At 49.0% G+C, this 16408-nt stretch carries 16 protein-coding genes and 1 tRNA gene; 6 read left to right on the top strand and 11 right to left on the bottom strand.

What is annotated here, in order from left to right; genetic code table 11:
* Position 1: 1 nt before the first annotated feature.
* Positions 2 to 78: transfer RNA gene (locus C2M35_RS04220), tRNA-Asn, on the bottom strand.
* 719 nt (positions 79 to 797) lie between these two features.
* Between C2M35_RS04220 and C2M35_RS04215 the strand changes: the two genes are divergently transcribed.
* Entirely contained in the window at positions 798 to 2141 is a 1344-nt protein-coding gene (locus C2M35_RS04215) for an MATE family efflux transporter (RefSeq protein ID WP_105214333.1), read from the top strand.
* A gap of 15 nt (positions 2142 to 2156) precedes the next feature.
* Entirely contained in the window at positions 2157 to 4172 is a 2016-nt protein-coding gene (gene uvrB / locus C2M35_RS04210; protein WP_105214331.1) for an excinuclease ABC subunit UvrB, read from the top strand.
* A 24-nt stretch (positions 4173 to 4196) separates the two neighbouring features.
* Here the strand turns inward: uvrB and C2M35_RS04205 are convergent, their stop codons facing one another.
* From C2M35_RS04205 to queC, 3 genes are all read right to left on the bottom strand, one after another.
* On the bottom strand, positions 4197 to 5540 hold the full coding sequence (locus C2M35_RS04205) for a diguanylate cyclase (RefSeq protein ID WP_105214329.1): 1344 nt from the start codon (positions 5538 to 5540) through the stop codon (positions 4197 to 4199).
* 25 nt (positions 5541 to 5565) lie between these two features.
* Complete coding sequence (locus tag C2M35_RS04200) at positions 5566 to 5805, bottom strand: hypothetical protein (protein WP_105201557.1); 240 nt, start codon at positions 5803 to 5805, stop codon at positions 5566 to 5568.
* A 101-nt stretch (positions 5806 to 5906) separates the two neighbouring features.
* Positions 5907 to 6566 (bottom strand): 7-cyano-7-deazaguanine synthase QueC, encoded by a 660-nt coding sequence (queC, locus tag C2M35_RS04195; RefSeq protein ID WP_105189125.1) that lies wholly within the window; start codon positions 6564 to 6566, stop codon positions 5907 to 5909.
* 152 nt (positions 6567 to 6718) lie between these two features.
* Here queC and queE point away from each other — a divergent pair, with 152 nt between their 5' ends.
* Positions 6719 to 7384 carry a 7-carboxy-7-deazaguanine synthase QueE gene (gene queE, locus C2M35_RS04190; RefSeq protein WP_105201555.1) on the top strand — a complete coding sequence of 222 codons (666 nt, stop codon included), beginning with the start codon at positions 6719 to 6721 and terminating at the stop codon, positions 7382 to 7384.
* 58 nt (positions 7385 to 7442) lie between these two features.
* Here queE and bcp read toward each other — a convergent pair whose 3' ends face one another.
* Positions 7443 to 7916: a thioredoxin-dependent thiol peroxidase gene (bcp, locus tag C2M35_RS04185; RefSeq protein WP_105258787.1), complete on the bottom strand. Its 474-nt coding sequence runs from the start codon at positions 7914 to 7916 to the stop codon at positions 7443 to 7445.
* Positions 7917 to 7928: 12 nt separating this feature from the next.
* Positions 7929 to 8462, bottom strand: coding sequence for a glycine cleavage system protein R (locus tag C2M35_RS04180; protein ID WP_105214323.1), 534 nt, complete (start codon positions 8460 to 8462; stop codon positions 7929 to 7931).
* A gap of 339 nt (positions 8463 to 8801) precedes the next feature.
* Here C2M35_RS04180 and bamC point away from each other — a divergent pair, with 339 nt between their 5' ends.
* Entirely contained in the window at positions 8802 to 9854 is a 1053-nt protein-coding gene (gene bamC / locus C2M35_RS04175) for an outer membrane protein assembly factor BamC (RefSeq protein WP_105264672.1), read from the top strand.
* A gap of 135 nt (positions 9855 to 9989) precedes the next feature.
* Entirely contained in the window at positions 9990 to 11330 is a 1341-nt protein-coding gene (locus C2M35_RS04170; RefSeq protein ID WP_442792508.1) for a YjiH family protein, read from the top strand.
* Positions 11331 to 11358: 28 nt separating this feature from the next.
* Here the strand turns inward: C2M35_RS04170 and C2M35_RS04165 are convergent, their stop codons facing one another.
* Complete coding sequence (locus C2M35_RS04165; RefSeq protein ID WP_105201550.1) at positions 11359 to 11550, bottom strand: DUF2897 family protein; 192 nt, start codon at positions 11548 to 11550, stop codon at positions 11359 to 11361.
* Between the two features lie 105 nt (positions 11551 to 11655).
* On the opposite strand from C2M35_RS04165, the gene C2M35_RS04160 reads away from it, so the two are divergent.
* Positions 11656 to 12993: an ankyrin repeat domain-containing protein gene (locus C2M35_RS04160; RefSeq protein ID WP_105201549.1), complete on the top strand. Its 1338-nt coding sequence runs from the start codon at positions 11656 to 11658 to the stop codon at positions 12991 to 12993.
* A gap of 225 nt (positions 12994 to 13218) precedes the next feature.
* Here C2M35_RS04160 and C2M35_RS04155 read toward each other — a convergent pair whose 3' ends face one another.
* The 4 genes from C2M35_RS04155 to C2M35_RS04140 form a co-directional block, all read right to left on the bottom strand.
* Positions 13219 to 13671 carry a DUF2069 domain-containing protein gene (locus tag C2M35_RS04155; protein ID WP_105201548.1) on the bottom strand — a complete coding sequence of 151 codons (453 nt, stop codon included), beginning with the start codon at positions 13669 to 13671 and terminating at the stop codon, positions 13219 to 13221.
* A complete protein-coding gene (gene wrbA, locus C2M35_RS04150; RefSeq protein ID WP_105201547.1) occupies positions 13664 to 14215 on the bottom strand; it encodes an NAD(P)H:quinone oxidoreductase in 552 nt (183 codons plus the stop codon). The genes C2M35_RS04155 and wrbA overlap by 8 nt, the downstream gene beginning before the upstream one ends.
* On the bottom strand, positions 14215 to 14562 hold the full coding sequence (arsC, locus tag C2M35_RS04145) for an arsenate reductase (glutaredoxin) (RefSeq protein WP_105201546.1): 348 nt from the start codon (positions 14560 to 14562) through the stop codon (positions 14215 to 14217). The genes wrbA and arsC overlap by 1 nt, the downstream gene beginning before the upstream one ends.
* Positions 14563 to 14763: 201 nt before the next feature.
* Positions 14764 to 16209, bottom strand: a complete 1446-nt coding sequence (locus C2M35_RS04140; RefSeq protein WP_105264671.1) for a M48 family metalloprotease — start codon at positions 16207 to 16209, stop codon at positions 14764 to 14766.
* Positions 16210 to 16408 lie beyond the last annotated feature (199 nt).

Genomic DNA, 16408 nt, shown 5'->3' with positions numbered 1-16408 from the left:
TTGGCTCCCCCTCCCCGACTCGAACGGGGGACCTGCGGATTAACAGTCCGTCGCTCTAACCAACTGAGCTAAGGGGGAAGCGCCTGTCTCTCAACGGGGCGAAATATTAATGACCCCACCTGCTAGTGTCAACTAATAAAATCGGCAAAAATAAAAAAAACGACTCGTTCGCCGTTTTTTCACTCAAATTGCCTGCTAAGCAGGCAAAAATGACCCCTGTTTGGGTTTCCCTGCATTGTCCCTCTGGTAATTTCATAGATTATTCGGCTCGTCAAAGGACAATCAAAGGCTTAGTTAAATTCTGCGAGGCCAAAAAATGAATGAAAATGGAACCTGGGTTTATCAGTGTAACAATGCTTTTTTGCCTATAGCGATCAAACCCTTATATTTAAAGGCTTCGATTAACTTATCCACGAAATCTGTGGATAAGTCTGTTTATTAATGGGGGGAATGCAGCATTGATAGGCGACAAGGAGCACTTGAGAAGAAAGCAATAGGTAAAATGCAAAAAACATTTCTTATATTTATCAATGAGTTATTTCGATATACTTAAAAGTTACAAAAAGTGACATTCTTATAATTAGAACTGAGGGGATAATGCCGCTGTTGTGCAAAAATACAGCGTTAATTTGTGCAGATGTTTAAAAGGTGTAAATTAATTGTTTTTTGACGGGTTTCATTTGTATATATCGCTGAACAACGAAAAATGAACATTTTTTATGCGCTAATTAAGCATGGAAGGGGAGGCTTCGATGCTTTAGAATAGAGCGCTTGTATCAGCAGCAATAAGCGTTGTTATGGCTAAAGCCGAACCTGCAATGATCCTCAGTGCGCCCATTGTGCCAACCTTACGCAAAATGACCATTCCGATGATCTTCGGGATGATCTTTTTAATGCTTTTCAATCTTGTTGATACCTTCTTTATCAGTATGTTGGGCACCGAGCCCTTGGCTGCCATTAGTTTTACTTTTCCCGTTACCTTTACTTTGATCAGTCTGGCCATAGGTTTAGGTATAGGCACTTCTGCGGTTATCGCAACCGCCTTGGGGTCTGGGCAGCAATCGCAAGCCCGTTTCGATGGTGCGGTGGCCCTGATGGTTTCGGCCTTCTTAGTCACAATACTGGCCCTAGTGGGTTATTTTTGCAGTGATCCTATCTTTTTATTACTGGGCGCCGAGCCGCAGTTACTGCCATTGATAGATGAATATATGCAGGTGTGGTTTTTAGCCAGTGTGTTGTTGGTAACGCCCATGATAGGTAATGCCGTGCTCCGTGCTAATGGCGATACCAAGACGCCGAGTCTGATTATGGGAGCATCTGGGCTGGTTAATGCGGTGCTCGACCCTATTTTGATCTTTGGTTTTGGTCCCATAGAGGCCATGGGCGTACGCGGGGCGGCCATCGCCAGTGCCATTTCCTGGTTAATCGGTGTTGCCGCGATTTTATATATTCTTATTGTCCATCGTCAGTTAATTGGTATTCGTTGTCGCACCCAGTCATTCGTCGTGGCGACGCGAAAAATCCTTAAAATAGGCTTGCCAGCGGCCGGGGCGAATATGCTTACCCCCTTAGCCATGGCGGTGATGACCGCCATTGTCGCCCACTTTGGTGCCCCCGCGGTGGCCGCCTTCGGCGTCGGTAGTCGGATTGAGTCCATTGCCTCTTTAGTAGTGCTGGCCTTATCTATGACATTGCCTCCCTTTATCAGCCAAAACTTTGGCGCCGGCAATAAGGACAGGGTGGAGCAGGCCTATAAGCAAACCCTGAAGTTTGTGATGTTTTGGCAATTTGCCATTTATTTGCTGCTTATAGTGGTGGCTCCTTGGATTGCCGGTGCGTTTGCCACTGAGGCTCAGGTGCGTGAGTTGATTAAGTTGTTTATCTATATTCTGCCCCTGACTTACGGTTTGCAGGGAGTGATAATCCTCACCAACTCGTCGTTTAATGCCCTGCACAAGCCCATGCATGCTTTGGTATTGAGTGTTGTGCGTTTGTTTGTGTTTTACGTACCGATAGCCTACCTGGGCAGCCTGATTGGCGATTTAACAGGCTTGTTTATCGGTGCCGCAGTGGGTAATTTATTAACGGCCATCGTTGCTTATTTGTGGTTCAGCCGCGAGCTTGAACGCCAAACCGTTTAACCAAGGGGTGTTATAGTGAAAGATGTTTTTGAGCTACATTCGAGTTATTCGCCCGGTGGCGACCAACCTACCGCCATTGCTCAATTGGTAGAGGGCCTGGAATCGGGCCTGGCGCATCAGACCCTATTAGGTGCCACGGGTACGGGTAAAACCTTTACTATGGCCAATATTATCGCCACCTTGAATCGCCCTACCATTATTATGGCGCACAACAAAACGCTGGCGGCGCAGCTCTATGGGGAAATGAAAGAGTTCTTCCCTAACAATGCGGTGGAATATTTCGTTTCCTATTACGATTATTATCAGCCCGAAGCCTATGTGGTTGCCAGCGACACCTTTATCGAAAAAGACGCATCGATTAACGAGCATATAGAGCAGATGCGCTTGTCGGCCACCAAGGCCCTGTTGGAGCGCCGTGATGTTATTATCGTTGCCTCTGTGTCGGCCATCTATGGTCTGGGCGATCCCGACTCTTATATGAAAATGATGCTCTTGCTTAAGGTTGGCGATACCCTTGACCAAAGGCAGATGTTGCGTCGTTTGGCCGAGCTCCAGTACACCCGCAACGATATGGACTTCAGTCGCGGCACCTATAGAGTGCGCGGTGAGGTGATTGATATCTTCCCTGCCGAATCGGACGATATTGGCGTGCGGGTGGAAATGTTCGATGATGAAATCGAGCGTCTTAGCCTGTTCGACCCCCTGACCGGGCAGGTGCAAAAGAACCTGGTACGTGCCACCATTTATCCAAAAACCCACTATGTGACGCCGCGAGAGAAGATTTTAGGCGCTATCGACAAGATCAAGGTCGAGCTTAAAGAACGTCGCCAGCAGTTGCTCGACGACAATCGTCTGGTCGAAGAGCAAAGGGTGTCACAGCGCACCCAGTACGATATCGAAATGATGCAAGAGCTCGGTTATTGCTCCGGCATTGAAAACTACAGCCGTTATTTGTCTGGGCGCGCCCCCGGCGAGCCGCCGCCAACCCTATTGGATTATCTGCCCGATGACTCCCTGATGATCATCGACGAGTCCCATGTTACCGTGTCGCAGATAGGCGCTATGTACCGCGGCGACCGCTCGCGCAAAGAAAACCTGGTGGAATACGGCTTCCGTTTGCCTTCGGCCATGGATAACCGGCCCCTCAAGTTTGAAGAGTTTGAGGCGATTGTGCCGCAAACCATCTATGTATCGGCGACCCCCGGCGATTATGAGCTGAATAAATCAGCTGGCGAGGTGGCCGAGCAGGTCATTCGTCCCACCGGTTTACTCGACCCTCAGCTAGAGGTGCGCCCGGTCAGTACCCAGGTGGACGATCTGCTCTCGGAAATTTACCAGCGCGTGGAAATAAACGAGCGCGTCTTGGTGACCACCTTAACGAAACGCATGGCAGAGGATTTAACCGACTACTTAAGCGACCACGATGTTAAGGTGCGTTATCTGCACAGTGATATAGACACTGTGGAGCGCATGGAAATTATTCGTGACCTGCGCGCCGGGGTCTTCGATGTGCTTGTGGGTATTAACTTGCTTCGTGAAGGTTTGGATATGCCTGAAGTGTCTCTGGTAGCCATTCTCGATGCCGATAAAGAAGGCTTTTTACGCTCTGCTCGCTCCTTGATTCAAACCATAGGTCGTGCCGCCCGTCATATTAACGGTAAGGCAATTCTGTACGGCGATGTGATCACCAAGTCCATGCGCCAGGCCATGGACGAAACCGACCGTCGTCGTGAAAAACAAATTGCCCACAATGAAGCGCACGGCATTACGCCGCAGGCACTGAATAAGCGCATTACCGATGTGATGGATACAGGAGAGACGCCCAAGCAACAGCCAAGCGGTGCCCGTAAGGCAGGCAAGGGACGTAAGGGCGGTGATACTGAGGTGGTGATGGATGCGACGCAAATCGCCAAGGAGATCACCCGCTTGGAAGCGCAGATGCATGAATTTGCCCGAGCCCTGGAGTTTGAAAAGGCGGCGCAGGTGCGTGACCAGGTGCATCTATTGCAACAGCAACTGATCAAGAGTTAACGCTGGAGCCACTCCAGCGTTAACTTAAGCAATTACAGTTTTTTTGCCGCTTAATTTATTGCTCTGTTTGTCTTCGTACATGCGTTTATCGGCCTGTGCCAGCAGGGCGGCGATATCCAGGGTGCACTCGGTGTGGCAACTAAAGCCGCAGCTGATCGATGGATATATGATATGGCCCTTATAGTTTAGCGGTGAGCTCTCAATATGCAGGCGCAGCTTTTCGACTATGGCGGCAATTTGTTCGTCGCTGTTGATACGATGTAAGAGCACTAAAAACTCATCACCGCCGAGGCGGGCGATAATGTCCGAGTCGCGCAAGGTGCGCTGTAATTCCTTCGCTATATGCACCAGCAGTGCGTCCCCACAATCATGGCCGTAGCTGTCATTTACCGCTTTAAAGTCATTTACATCGATATTGATAATGGCAAAGTACTTGTGTACATCCGAGCCTCGGGTGAGGTCGTCCAGATGCAGCATAATGGCACGGCGGTTGGCGAGCAGGGTGAGGTCGTCTTGCAAGGAGGTGGCCTTGACTAAAAAGTAGGCGCGCACCAAGATGGCGACAGATACAAATAACACCAGGCACAAGAGCGCCCCAAGGGCACGAATAAGGGTGGCATGACGCTGGGGCTCGGCATTAAACTTTGCCGCCAGTGCCCAGCGACCATTGGGAAGATGTAAGGGCAAGATCACATCGGCATGCGTAAAGGTGTCGGCATCACCATAAAACACCAAGGAGCCCTCGGCGGTGTTTTTTAATGCGTATTGCACCTGCTCCTGAGAGTCCAGCTCCAGCAAATGATAAAGGGTAGTAATGTCCAATACCAGGCTTAGGGTGCCCCAGTAACTGCTCTTATCGGCGGGGGTGGCAAACAGTGGAAACTGAGCCAACAGTGCCTCACCGCCTTGCACCAGAGTGAATGGTCCGGCGAGCACCACGGATTGAGTTTGTTGCGCCTGCTCTATGGCGGCAAATTGTTTTTCATCGGTGCGATAGTCAAACCCTAGGGCTCTTTGATTGCCTTCTAAGGGATAAACATATTGGACTATATTGTTTGGAGCCAGGGTGATACTGCGCACCAGTTGCGAGCGCGCCACCAATTGGGCGGCGATATGCTGCCAATGCTGGGCGGTAAATTCGCGATTGATATTGGCAATAACCACCAGACTTTCGGCGGCAAAGATCTCTTGATTCAAGGTGGTTTCAAGTTTGGCACGCAGCAAGGCCGATTGTTTACGCAGGTAGAGTTGCTCTTCCACATACTCTTGTTGTTGATAGAGGTGAGCAAAATACTCGATCACAAAGGCACTGGCCCCCAAATAAAGGGTGCTGAGCAAGATAAGCAGGAGTATGGAGCGTCTTGTCATATTAGGTGCACTGTACGGCTTAAATTCAGAGGTTATTTATCTCTTGTTCGACACTAAATCCTTTCTCCGTGACTATGGCTTCGAGCACCTGTATCCGCTCTTTAAGCTGGCTGATTTGCGCTGACATTGTGTCTGTTTGCTGGCTTGCCGCCTGGTATTGATCTTGTAGCTTGGAGAGTTGCTGGCCTTGTCGGCGCTGCGTGCGCAGGCCGAAGCTAAATGCTAAGGCTGCGATAATCAGCAGTAATATCATGTATATAAGCATGGCTATATCTTGCTAGCGAGAATAATCTCAGTATAACTGCAAAATGCCACAAGGCCACTGATGGGGCAAAATTATCAGTGGCTTAGGTAGAAAGAGGGGGCTTAAGCTTCGTACGGCAGGGGATCGACGGCGTTATTAAGGGCAAATGCTTCTAAACGCTCCTGACAGGCACCGCACTTTCCACAGGCTTGCTCGCGGCCATTGTAGCAGGTCCAGGTCTGGCTGTAGTCCAGGCCCATTTTCAGACCGTCGGTGAGAATGTCGATCTTGCTGTTATCTAGGTAAGGACAAACGATTTCAACTTCGTCATAGTTGGCGATACGGCACACATCGTCCATTTTCTTCACAAACTCAGGGCGGCAATCCGGATAGATGGCGTGATCACCCGAGTGCGCACCGTAAAATACCTTGCTGGCCTTCAGTGACACCGCGTAGCCCACCGCCAAAGACAATAAGATCATATTGCGGTTAGGCACTATGGTGCTCTTCATGCTTTCTTCTTCGTAATGCCCTTCCGGCACGTCGATATCGTCGGTCAGTGACGAGCCGCCAATTAACTGATTAATTGCGGAAATATCGACTATCTTATGATTAACGCCGAGTTGCTCGCACACTTGCTTGGCTACTTCCAGCTCTTTGACATGGCGCTGGCCGTAGTTAAAGGAAAGGGCATAGACCTCGTGACCTTGACGAAGTGCCTTATTGAGCACGGTAAAGGAGTCCATGCCACCGGAATATATTACAACGACTTTTTCTGCCATTTGCCTGCGAGCCTTTTAATCATAGAGGTTTACGTTAGGGCGCGGTATACTACAGGGTTTGAGCTTAGATCACAATTATTCGCCGTTGGCATTTGCTTTAGGTCGGGTATTTGTGAAGAGCGATTGTTAAGTTTTAGCAGCAGGTTAGATTTTTGTACCAAATAAACGAGATTTTTGAAACCATCCAAGGGGAAGCCAGTTTTACCGGTACGCCCTCAATTTTTGTGCGTTTACAGGGCTGTCCTGTGGGCTGCTCCTGGTGTGATACCAAACAAACCTGGGATGCCAAAGACAGTTATGTGGTGTCCTTGGAACAAACGGTGGAAAAAAAGTCCGACTCCGAACATTGGGCCAAGGCCGATGCCGAAGATATTTTGGCGCTGTTCCAAAGCCGTGGCTATCGCGCCAAGCACGTGGTGATCACAGGCGGTGAACCTTGTTTGTTTGACCTCAATCCGCTGTGTGAACTTCTGCATCAGCATGGCTACAGCACCCAAGTCGAAACCAGCGGCACCTTTGAGATCAAAGTGCCGGCGCAAACCTGGGTGACGGTATCGCCGAAAATCAATATGCGCGGTGGTTATGAGGTGCTGGCCAGCGCCATGAAGCGCGCCAATGAAATTAAACATCCGGTGGCGATGCAAAAGCATGTGGACGAGCTAGAAGAGCTGTTTAAAGCGACCGGTGTGCACCCGCGACTGGTCTATCTGCAGCCCATCAGTCAAAAGGCCAAGGCAACAAAACTGGCCATAGATACCTGCATCAAGAAAAACTGGCGATTATCTGTACAGGTGCATAAGTATCTGGGGATTAACTAGGCTTGGCTCATTAAACATAAAAAAAACGCGGCTTAAGCCGCGTTTTTTGTCTTTCTAATTAAGCATTATCAGCCAAATAGTCGATCACCACCTGGTGATGATCCTTGGTTTTAAACTTATTGAAGACATGTTTAATCTTGCCGTCTTGGCCGACTAAAAAGCTGATGCGGTGAATGCCATCGTACTCTTTACCCATAAACTTCTTTAAACCCCATACGCCGAAATCGTCAGCCACCTTGTGGTCTTCGTCGCTTAACAGCTGGAAGTTAAGTTCTTTTTTGGTTTCAAAGTTCTTCAGTTTCTTCACCGGATCCGGGCTGATACCCACAGCCACTGTATTAAACTTGGCCAACTCGGCCTTATGATCGCGCAGTTGCTCTGCTTGTACTATGCAGCCTGGAGTCATGGCCTTGGGGTAGAAGTACACTAAAACTTCATGGTCCTTTAATAGCGCTTCTAGGCTAACCGCTTCGCCGTTTTGATCCTCAAGGGTGAAAAGTGGCGCTTTATCGCCCGCTTGCAAGGTGTTCATAATGCTGCGTCCTTATCTGATCCGCTTAAAAGTATAATCTATGTTCAGGCGTTGAGATAACGCCTCAAAGGCCACCTTAAAGGCATCAATATCAAGCTCTTGTGGCACATTAAACTCGAGTTCACAGCGCATTTGAATGTCGTCGCCTTGCGCGTAGGTGTCCGATTTTAAAGAGCAGATGCTGATATTGTGTTCGGCAAAATAACCGGTGATCTTACTCAGGGTGCCCGGCGTGTCTATACCCATGTATTCCAAGGTATAACCGCCACTAAAAAGCTCTTCGGTGTGGCTGGAGGTGCGTTTCATCATGGTCAACAGCCCCAGCTCCATGCCTTTATTTGGCAGCAGGTGCTCGACTCGGCTAATGGCAGCCATATCGCCGCACAGCAGCATAATAAAGGTGAGTTCATTGCCTAAAATGGCAATGCGGCTGTCGGTGATATTGCAGTGACAATCGCTGACCAATTGCGTTAAGGCGCTAACCACCCCGGCTTGGTCTTCGCCAATTGCGGTGATCACTAACTGTTGTTTGGCCAATTCGCCCATTGATTTGCCCTTGCTAAATGAAAACAATCTTTTGGCGGCGCAGTGTAGCATAAACGGGGTTTTAAAGGGCAACTTTTAGCCGTACCTTGCTTTATTACCTTTTCGATGGCGACATTCTTGTTTTTAACCTCGTGTAAAAGTACCATAGTGAAAATTTTTATAAGCCATTGCTGTGCGCCAGCACAACACTGGTGTGGGTGTCGATACTCGGGTTGAACGCCTTGGTATGATAGGCAAGACAACTAAGCCGTTGTTAAGTTGAATCTGACACTGAACCAATTACCACTCACTGACTCAAAGTCCGTACAATAATAATGGTGAGTAAAGGAGAACAACAAAGTGCAGTATTGGATCCCTAAAGTATTGATCTTGAGTGCTTTAGTCACTTTGAGTGGCTGTGGCATTTTTACCAACGAGGCACACCACAAGCGTAACTATCAGGCGAATCAGCCATTAGTGACCCCTCAGGGACTCGATGCACCGCGCCAGGACCCTACCTATAAGGTGGACGTGGCGAGCTACGATAACAGCGAAGACGCCAAGACAGTTAAGCCGCCAATGCAGATTATGCCTATTGCCCAGGGCAGCTGGATTGAAGAAGGTGACAAGGTAGCCAGGGTTTACTTCGATAAAAACGATGGTATTGAAGATCTTGACCAGTTTATTTTGGCGGCCGTAGAAGGCGTTCTGGAAAACTACAACACACCTGTGACCAATAGGTCACAAACCAGCATCGAAAGTGATTGGTTTTCTATCGTAAAAGTTGAAGAAGGTTGGTTATGGGACGATGAAATCGTTGCCGAACAGCGCTACAAGTTTACCGTTGAAGAAAAAGATCACCAGCGCACCGCGTCTTTGCGTGCCGAGATGATTGATTATCGCTCGCAGCAAGTGCCGCTAACGCCTCTATTACAACAACGTTTGGAAACCCGTGCCCTTAATGGCGCGATTGCCGAATTCGATTATCGCTACCGTCAGTTACAGGTCGAACTGCGCCAGCGCCAAGGCATTATCTCTCTGGCTTTAGGCTTTGATAATCAAGGCAATGCGGCGCTGATCACCGAGCAGGACAAAAACCTGGTGTCAGAGCGCTTCAGTGCCTTCTTAGAGCGTCTACAATTTACTATTATTGAAGTGGATGCCGAAAAAGGCCGTATTATTGCCGACTACACCCAGCCTGAATCTAGTGTATGGGATTCGATTTGGGGTGAAGAGGCAATGCAATTGCCTTTAGAAGACGGCCAATATCAGATTCTATTGGATAACGCCAAAGTTGGCGGTACCAGCATTACCTGGATGGATAAAGACGGTGAGGTGCTTGAGCCCGGCACCATGAATGATTTACAGCAAGCCCTAGTAACGGCCCTGCGTGCTCGCGGGATTCAACTGTAATCATCTGATTTTGCTGTAAAAAAGGAAAGGGGTTGAGTCACCTTTCCTTTTTTATTTGGAGCTAAAAGAGGCAGGGCAGCCCAAAGATAACAAAGAAAATAAGTAACGATTATGACAACAAGCCAGCCACGGTCAATGACCAACACTTTACTGACGTTTTTAATTCCCTCGCTGATCGGCGTCTTTCTCTTTATGGTGCCTATCCCCTGGGATGGTCAGATAAAAATTAGCGTGGCGATTTTGGCGGATATGTTACGTCAAGCCCTAGCGCCCATCGCCAGCACCTTGCTGTTGGTGATTATTTGTATGACCGGCCTGTTATCCTTGTTGATGACCCTGATACAACCGCGCTCCCTGTTTGAAAAGCCCATGATTCGCCATCTCTTCCTGGTAACCCCGACCTGGCTGGTTGTGCGCCTTGTGGGCATGGTGTTTGTGGTTATGACCTATTTCCAGCTTGGCCCCAAGGCTATCTACTCAGACGCTACTGGCGCCTTTGTGTTGACTGAGTTGCTGCCGTTACTGCTTACCGTGTTTATTCTGGCTGGCTTCTTATTGCCACTGCTTTTGAATTTCGGCTTGCTTGAGCTGGTTGGTACCCTGTTTACCAAGATTATGAAACCCTTGTTTGGTGTGCCCGGCCGTAGCGCCGTAAACTGCGCTGCTTCTTGGCTTGGCGATGGCAGTGTCGGTATTTTGATGACCGCCAGACAATATGAAGAAAAGCATTATACGCAAAAAGAAGCGGCCATTATCGGTACCACCTTCTCGGCCGTGTCTATTACTTTCTGTTTTGTGGTTATAGGTCAGGTTCGCCTTGAGCATCTATTTGCGCCCTTCTATTTAACCGTGTGTTTGGCCGGTGTGGTGTGTGCGCTGATTCTGCCGCGTATTCCTCCTCTTAGCCTGAAGAAAAATATTTATGTCGATGGCACCAGCCAATGCGACGACAACGAGGCGGTGCCAGAGAATAAAAGCCTGTGGCGTCAGTCAGTGGATATGGCTCTTGATAAGGCGCGCCATGCCAAAGGAGTAAAAGGCACGGTAGAAGAAGGCCTGCACAATGCACTGGATATGGTGTTTGCTGTGTTGCCTGTGGTAATGGCCGTGGGTACCTTTGCGCTTATCGTTTCTGAATATACGCCGGTATTCCAATGGCTGGGTAAACCCTTTATTCCTTATCTTGAACTTTTGGGTATTCCCGAGGCGGTGAAGGCTTCAGAAACCATAGTGGTGGGTTTTGCCGATATGTTTATCCCGTCGATTTTGGCGGCGTCGAATATCGACAGTGAAGTAACGCGCTTTATTATCGCGGCCATGAGTGTGACCCAGTTGATTTATATGTCGGAAGTGGGCGCGCTCTTGCTGGGCAGTAAGATCCCAGTGAATATTTTTGAACTCTTTGTAATTTTTATTTTGCGTACCCTGATCACCTTGCCAGTGATCACCCTGATGGCAAAATGGCTGGTAGCCTAGGGTTTTCCTAGGCACATACACCAAGGCTTTAGGACTCTTTATCGTCGCTCTTTGAGTCCTGTTGCTTGGCCTTTTCGGCAAGGCTGCGTTTGGCCTTTTCGATAGGGTCCTGATTGAACTTTTTAAGGTCCATTTTCGCCGAATATTTTAACAGTGCGATATTGCTCCAGATCACCGCCAATACCAAGACGATGATCAGGATTACATGCCAGGTTTGCATTGCAGTGTCCGCTATATTAAGTGCAGGGTAAGGGAGTGCCCTTTATAACTGACAACCTAGTTGCGATGCAACATCTAGAACGATTTAGTGGAGTCTTCATAGGCTATGGAAAAGGTACTAATTTGGCCGGAACAATATCCGTTATTACTCAAAGGACTTATTGAGCAAAACGGCGCCTTTATACTCGATGCTTTGGAAGCATGGCCAGCTTGTAGTACAAAAATCGAGGAAGAGGTCAGCACCACCACGCTGCCACCTCTGTATTATCTAATTTGGCTGCAGCCGCGTGACCCTTTTGAAGAGTGCACTTTCCAGCATATCAGCGACGTTGACGAGCAGGCTCTGCGTTATATTCAGGCGGCTAAAGAATATTTCCTGAGCAATGACTACACCGCCGAGCAAATCAGCGAAATGCTGCTTGCACGTCTGGCTCAGTACGCCGATATTAATGCGCAAATTCAGGTTGAATCACCGCTTTCGCTTGCCAAGCTGTTGTTTGAGCAGCGCTATTTTTCTTTGTTGGCGGAGCTGTTGGAGCGCGATGTAAAGCTGAGCAGCGCTGATATCTTGCTGCTTTGGCAGGAAGTGGATTTTCGCCCTAAACTGGAGCCTTATCTGCCGGATTGTGCGGCAGACTTGCCTGATTTACTGGAAGCGGCGAAGACCGAACTTATCCAGGGCCATGACTTTTTCACCCTGTTGCAGTGCCTCTCTAATGAGGAGAATCTGCAACAGCTGTTAGAGCAGGCCTTACTGGCTCATTTACACAGTGAGCATGCCAAACAAAGCCTGGCGATGCGCTTTATTGAACAGGGCGCACGGGGCAGTGAACAAAACGAGCAAGGGCAAACGGCACTTATGTTGGCCGCCGAGAAAGGCTTTGTCAGTGTGATTGAAGCCTTGCTTAACCACGCATCGCTCGATGCCAAGGACCATCAGGGTAACAACGCCTTGCACTATGCGGTTGGCGCCGACAACGGCAATTGTTTAACCGTGCTGCTGCGCGCCGGTGCGAATTTCCATGCTAAAAACAATGCCGGACTGAGCTGCTATCGCTATGCGGTGGAGCAAAACCGTAAGGCCTTAGTGCGTCTTATGGAGCGCGAGTTTGGCATCAAGGAATTATCACCTCAGGGTCAGTATATGCGTATTGCCAAGGTGCATGCCCTGCATGCCTTGGTAATGTTGCTCCTGCCGCTGCAACTGTTTTTCTTTTTTGATGACGGTATTGACTATAAAAGCGAGCTGACCATGGTCTTTACCATGCTCTCCGTGGTGGCGATATTCTTTGCTATTAGCCTAAAGCGCTGCGCCTTGTATCCGCAGTTGCGTCATCCATTTGGGCTTGGCTTATTAAGGGTGGGCTCTGTGCTGTCCTTGTTGGCGCAATTGGCATTGCTGAGCGTGGTAGGGCTGGCATTCTTAAGTCAGCTGGGTGGCTAAGCTCTGATACCAATTCACTTAAATAGCTAATCATTCTAGTGGGCTAAATATCGTGCTTACTGCGTTGGAATTTTTCTATGTAGAATAACTACATAAAAAAATTCCGCCTTGTTATCACATCATTTATCCAGCACTATCTCTGATCACATACTTAACAGAATTGGTATGATTGGCTAAATCATAATTCCAAACTAAAAACGCCGAGCGAGTAGCCCGGCGTTTTTGTTATTGCTTATCCTGATTCTGGCGGTGATATTCCTGCGCTGCCTTTTCATTGGCTAAATCGTCTTTTAATTTACCCACTTTTAAGCCTAACTCCTGGCCGCGATAACGGGCATAGTAGGTGCAGCCGATAAACATACAGCTGGAAAAGACCAGCTCCAGTATCACCCAAAGGCGCTCGTCCGGGCTGACCCATAGCAGGGTAAAGCCATGAATAAAGTAGATCATGACGATAAAGTTGGCCCAGGCATAGGTATAGGGCTTGTCCTGAATAATGCCTTTAAGGGGCAAGAGCAGGGGCACTATATACAGGCCAAAGGTAAAGGCGAAGCTGTAATCGCTGCGCGGCGAAAAGACAAACAGCCACAGGGGCATTAATAGCAACAGGCCGATATAACCGACCAGCGCCAGACGCTGATAACGCTGAGTCAGCGGCTTTTTGGCGATATTAGTCATTGAGTTTTCTCGCTAAATTAGCCAAACGCCGACCAAGGGCTTGGCAAATCTGTTTTTCATCATTGCTGAGCTGGGAATTATTATCCAGACCAGAAACATGGCTGGCACCATAAGGGGCACCGCCTGTAGTAGTGGCATTGAGAGCGGGCACGTCATAGGGTACACCCACCAACAGCATGCCGTGATGCAATAAGGGGATGCTTAGGTGCAACAAGGTGGTCTCATTACCGCCGTGCATACTGCTTGACGAGGTAAAGACGCAAGCGGGCTTGTCGATCAACTGACCCTTAAGCCAGATATCGCTGCTTTGCTCCCAAAACGATTTAGCCTGGGATGCCATCATGCCAAAGCGGGTCGGCGTGCCAAAGGCCAGGGCGGCGCAGTCGATAAGCTCTTGCTTATTCACCTGAGGGTGAGCGCCATCGTCACAGATACAACGTAACCAGACATCGCAGCCTTGTGCTTCTATGCTGTCGGCGATTTCTTCCGCCAGCGCCTGCACACTGCCACTACGAGAGTGGTAAAGCACCAAAATCGGTGCCATTAAATGATCTCCAGGGCATTTTCAGGCGGTCGGCCAAGCACTGCTTTGTCGCCGTTAACTACGATAGGTCGCTCGATCAGCTTAGGATGGGCGTGCATGGCATTAAGCAATGCCTGCTCGTCCTGCTCGTTTTGTAATTCCAGCTCTTTGTACAGGTCTTCTTTGGTACGCATTAGTTCGCGCGCCGAGCCAAAACCCAGCTTGGCAACTAACTCGCTTAAAGTTGCAACGCTTGGCGTTTCTTCCAGGTATTTAACGATAGTGACCGGCGTGCCTTGCTCTTCAATTAAAGCCAGGGTTTGGCGCGACTTTGAACAGCGCGGATTATGATAAATAACGACAGACATAATAATTCCTTAAATACAGATAATGGCGATAGTGTAAAAGATACTGGCGGTTAAGGGTAGGGGCGCGCCACCTGAGGGGTGTTTTTTATACCAATTCTGTCAAGTATGTGGGCATGATATTTAGCTTCACTAGAATGACTAGCTATTTAAGAGAAGTGGTATTAGCCAACCTGGCAGAATTTCCAGGTTGGCTGGGTGTACTTATAGCCTTGAAAGCTCTTTTTGCATGGCCCGGTATTGGCTAAGCAGGGCTTTTAAGCGTTTTTGCTTAAGGGCCTCGTTTGGCTCGATATGGTTAAGCGCCTTTTGCACCTCGTCGGCGGCCTTCATATAGGCACCATATTGGGCCAGTAAGTCGGCATTGGCTTCATGGTAGGCGGCTCTGTTTTCCTGATGTTTGTAGGTGTCGGTCAGCAATTGCTTGGCTAGGATATGATCGGGTTTTTCCAGGGCAAAGCTGCGTAGCAGGTCTTCGGCCAGCTCGTACTGTTTAGCCTCAATGGCGGCGTGGGCGTAGTTCAGGGTGATCACTTGGTTGTTCGGGCGCAGTTGATGGAAAGGGCGAAGATGCTCTACGGCCTTTTCCGGCTCGCCTTTACCCACATAGTAATCGGTCAGTGAGTCGAGATAGAAAAGGTTGTCCGGGGTTTTTTGCAGGAGTGCATCAAGCAAAGATTTTGCTTCAGCGAATTTCTTTTGGTCGATCAGGGTTAAGGCTAAACCATAACGTAACGCCGAGGTATCGCCAAAACTGTGCTCTTTGAGCAGCTTGCGAAACTGGGCTTCGGCATTTTCACTGTCGCCATTAAAGCGGGCAATGACCCGGCTTTTGGCAAGGTGAAATAGCAGGTTATCTGCATAGGGTCTGTCTTGATATTGCTGTGCCCGCAGACGCACGTCACTCACCCGGCTTTGCGGCAGTGGGTGGGTCAGCAAGAAGATAGGCGGTTTTTGCTTATAGCGAATTTGTGCCGATAATTTGGTTAAAAACTCTCCCGAGGCCTTAGGGTCAAAACCGGCTTCGTACAAGGTCCGCATACCTATGCGGTCCGCCTCTTGCTCGGCGCCGCGGCTATGGGTGAGCTGACTTAGCGCACTTTGCGTTTGCGTGCCTGTAATAATGGCCAGACCGGCATCGGGAGAGACCATGGTTGCCAACACACCGGCGATAAGGCCGGCTATGGTCAGGCCCGAGTTGTCCTGCTGTTGTTGCAGTCGGCGCGCTAGGTGGCGCTGAGTCACGTGGGCGATTTCGTGTCCAAGTACAGAGGCTAGCTGACTTTCGTTATCGGCCTGAGCGATAAGCCCGGTATGTACGCCAACATGGCCGCCATAGAAGGCGAATGCATTGATTTCCTTGTTATTGATCCAGAAGAAAGAAAAAGGAAAGCGGATATCGTCGGCGTGGGAGACCAGCTGGTTGCCCAAGCCGCGCAGGTATTCATCGAGCACGGGATCGTTGATCACTGGCGAGCTGCCACGAATTTGCATCATCATTACATCGCCTATGATGCGTTCCTTTTCTATCGGCATAGCCTGTAATGCCGAGGTGCCTAAGTCGGGCAGCTCAAAAGAGTTTTGCGCGTGGGCCCCGGTCACACTGGTAGCCAATACCAAAGCGCATAACAGCAGACGTCTAAATAACATATTATTCCTTGCGGTCTTTGTCTTTATTTTGCAACAGGCGTTTAATACCCAATTAAATAGCTAGGATCTGTTTATCTTTGCGGTTAAATACATCCATGAAGCTTGGTTACATCGCGCATCTATGCGCTCACCTCGCTAAGCTGCGAAGCATTGCTTCGGTCTTGCTCGCCTATGTAGAATAACTACATAAGAAAAATTC

The sequence above is a fragment of the Pseudoalteromonas sp. T1lg76 genome (assembly GCF_002964725.1).
Lineage (GTDB): Bacteria > Pseudomonadota > Gammaproteobacteria > Enterobacterales > Alteromonadaceae > Pseudoalteromonas.
Note: the sequence above shows the minus strand (reverse complement) of the source record. Positions and strands in the feature narration are given on the sequence as shown.

Excerpts from the sequence above, each read along its gene's own strand:
- wrbA (WP_105201547.1), bottom strand. The coding sequence starts at position 14,215 with ATGGCACCGATTTTGGTGCTTTACCACTCTCGTAGTGGCAGTGTGCAG.
- queC (WP_105189125.1), bottom strand. The coding sequence starts at position 6,566 with ATGGCAGAAAAAGTCGTTGTAATATATTCCGGTGGCATGGACTCCTTT.
- C2M35_RS04160 (WP_105201549.1), top strand. The coding sequence starts at position 11,656 with ATGGAAAAGGTACTAATTTGGCCGGAACAATATCCGTTATTACTCAAA.
- C2M35_RS04155 (WP_105201548.1), bottom strand. The coding sequence starts at position 13,671 with ATGACTAATATCGCCAAAAAGCCGCTGACTCAGCGTTATCAGCGTCTG.
- C2M35_RS04140 (WP_105264671.1), bottom strand. The coding sequence starts at position 16,209 with ATGTTATTTAGACGTCTGCTGTTATGCGCTTTGGTATTGGCTACCAGT.
- bcp (WP_105258787.1), bottom strand. The coding sequence starts at position 7,916 with ATGAACACCTTGCAAGCGGGCGATAAAGCGCCACTTTTCACCCTTGAG.
- C2M35_RS04180 (WP_105214323.1), bottom strand. The coding sequence starts at position 8,462 with ATGGGCGAATTGGCCAAACAACAGTTAGTGATCACCGCAATTGGCGAA.
- arsC (WP_105201546.1), bottom strand. The coding sequence starts at position 14,562 with ATGTCTGTCGTTATTTATCATAATCCGCGCTGTTCAAAGTCGCGCCAA.
- C2M35_RS04205 (WP_105214329.1), bottom strand. The coding sequence starts at position 5,540 with ATGACAAGACGCTCCATACTCCTGCTTATCTTGCTCAGCACCCTTTAT.
- C2M35_RS04170 (WP_442792508.1), top strand. The coding sequence starts at position 9,990 with ATGACCAACACTTTACTGACGTTTTTAATTCCCTCGCTGATCGGCGTC.
- C2M35_RS04215 (WP_105214333.1), top strand. The coding sequence starts at position 798 with ATGGCTAAAGCCGAACCTGCAATGATCCTCAGTGCGCCCATTGTGCCA.
- C2M35_RS04165 (WP_105201550.1), bottom strand. The coding sequence starts at position 11,550 with ATGCAAACCTGGCATGTAATCCTGATCATCGTCTTGGTATTGGCGGTG.
- C2M35_RS04200 (WP_105201557.1), bottom strand. The coding sequence starts at position 5,805 with ATGCTTATATACATGATATTACTGCTGATTATCGCAGCCTTAGCATTT.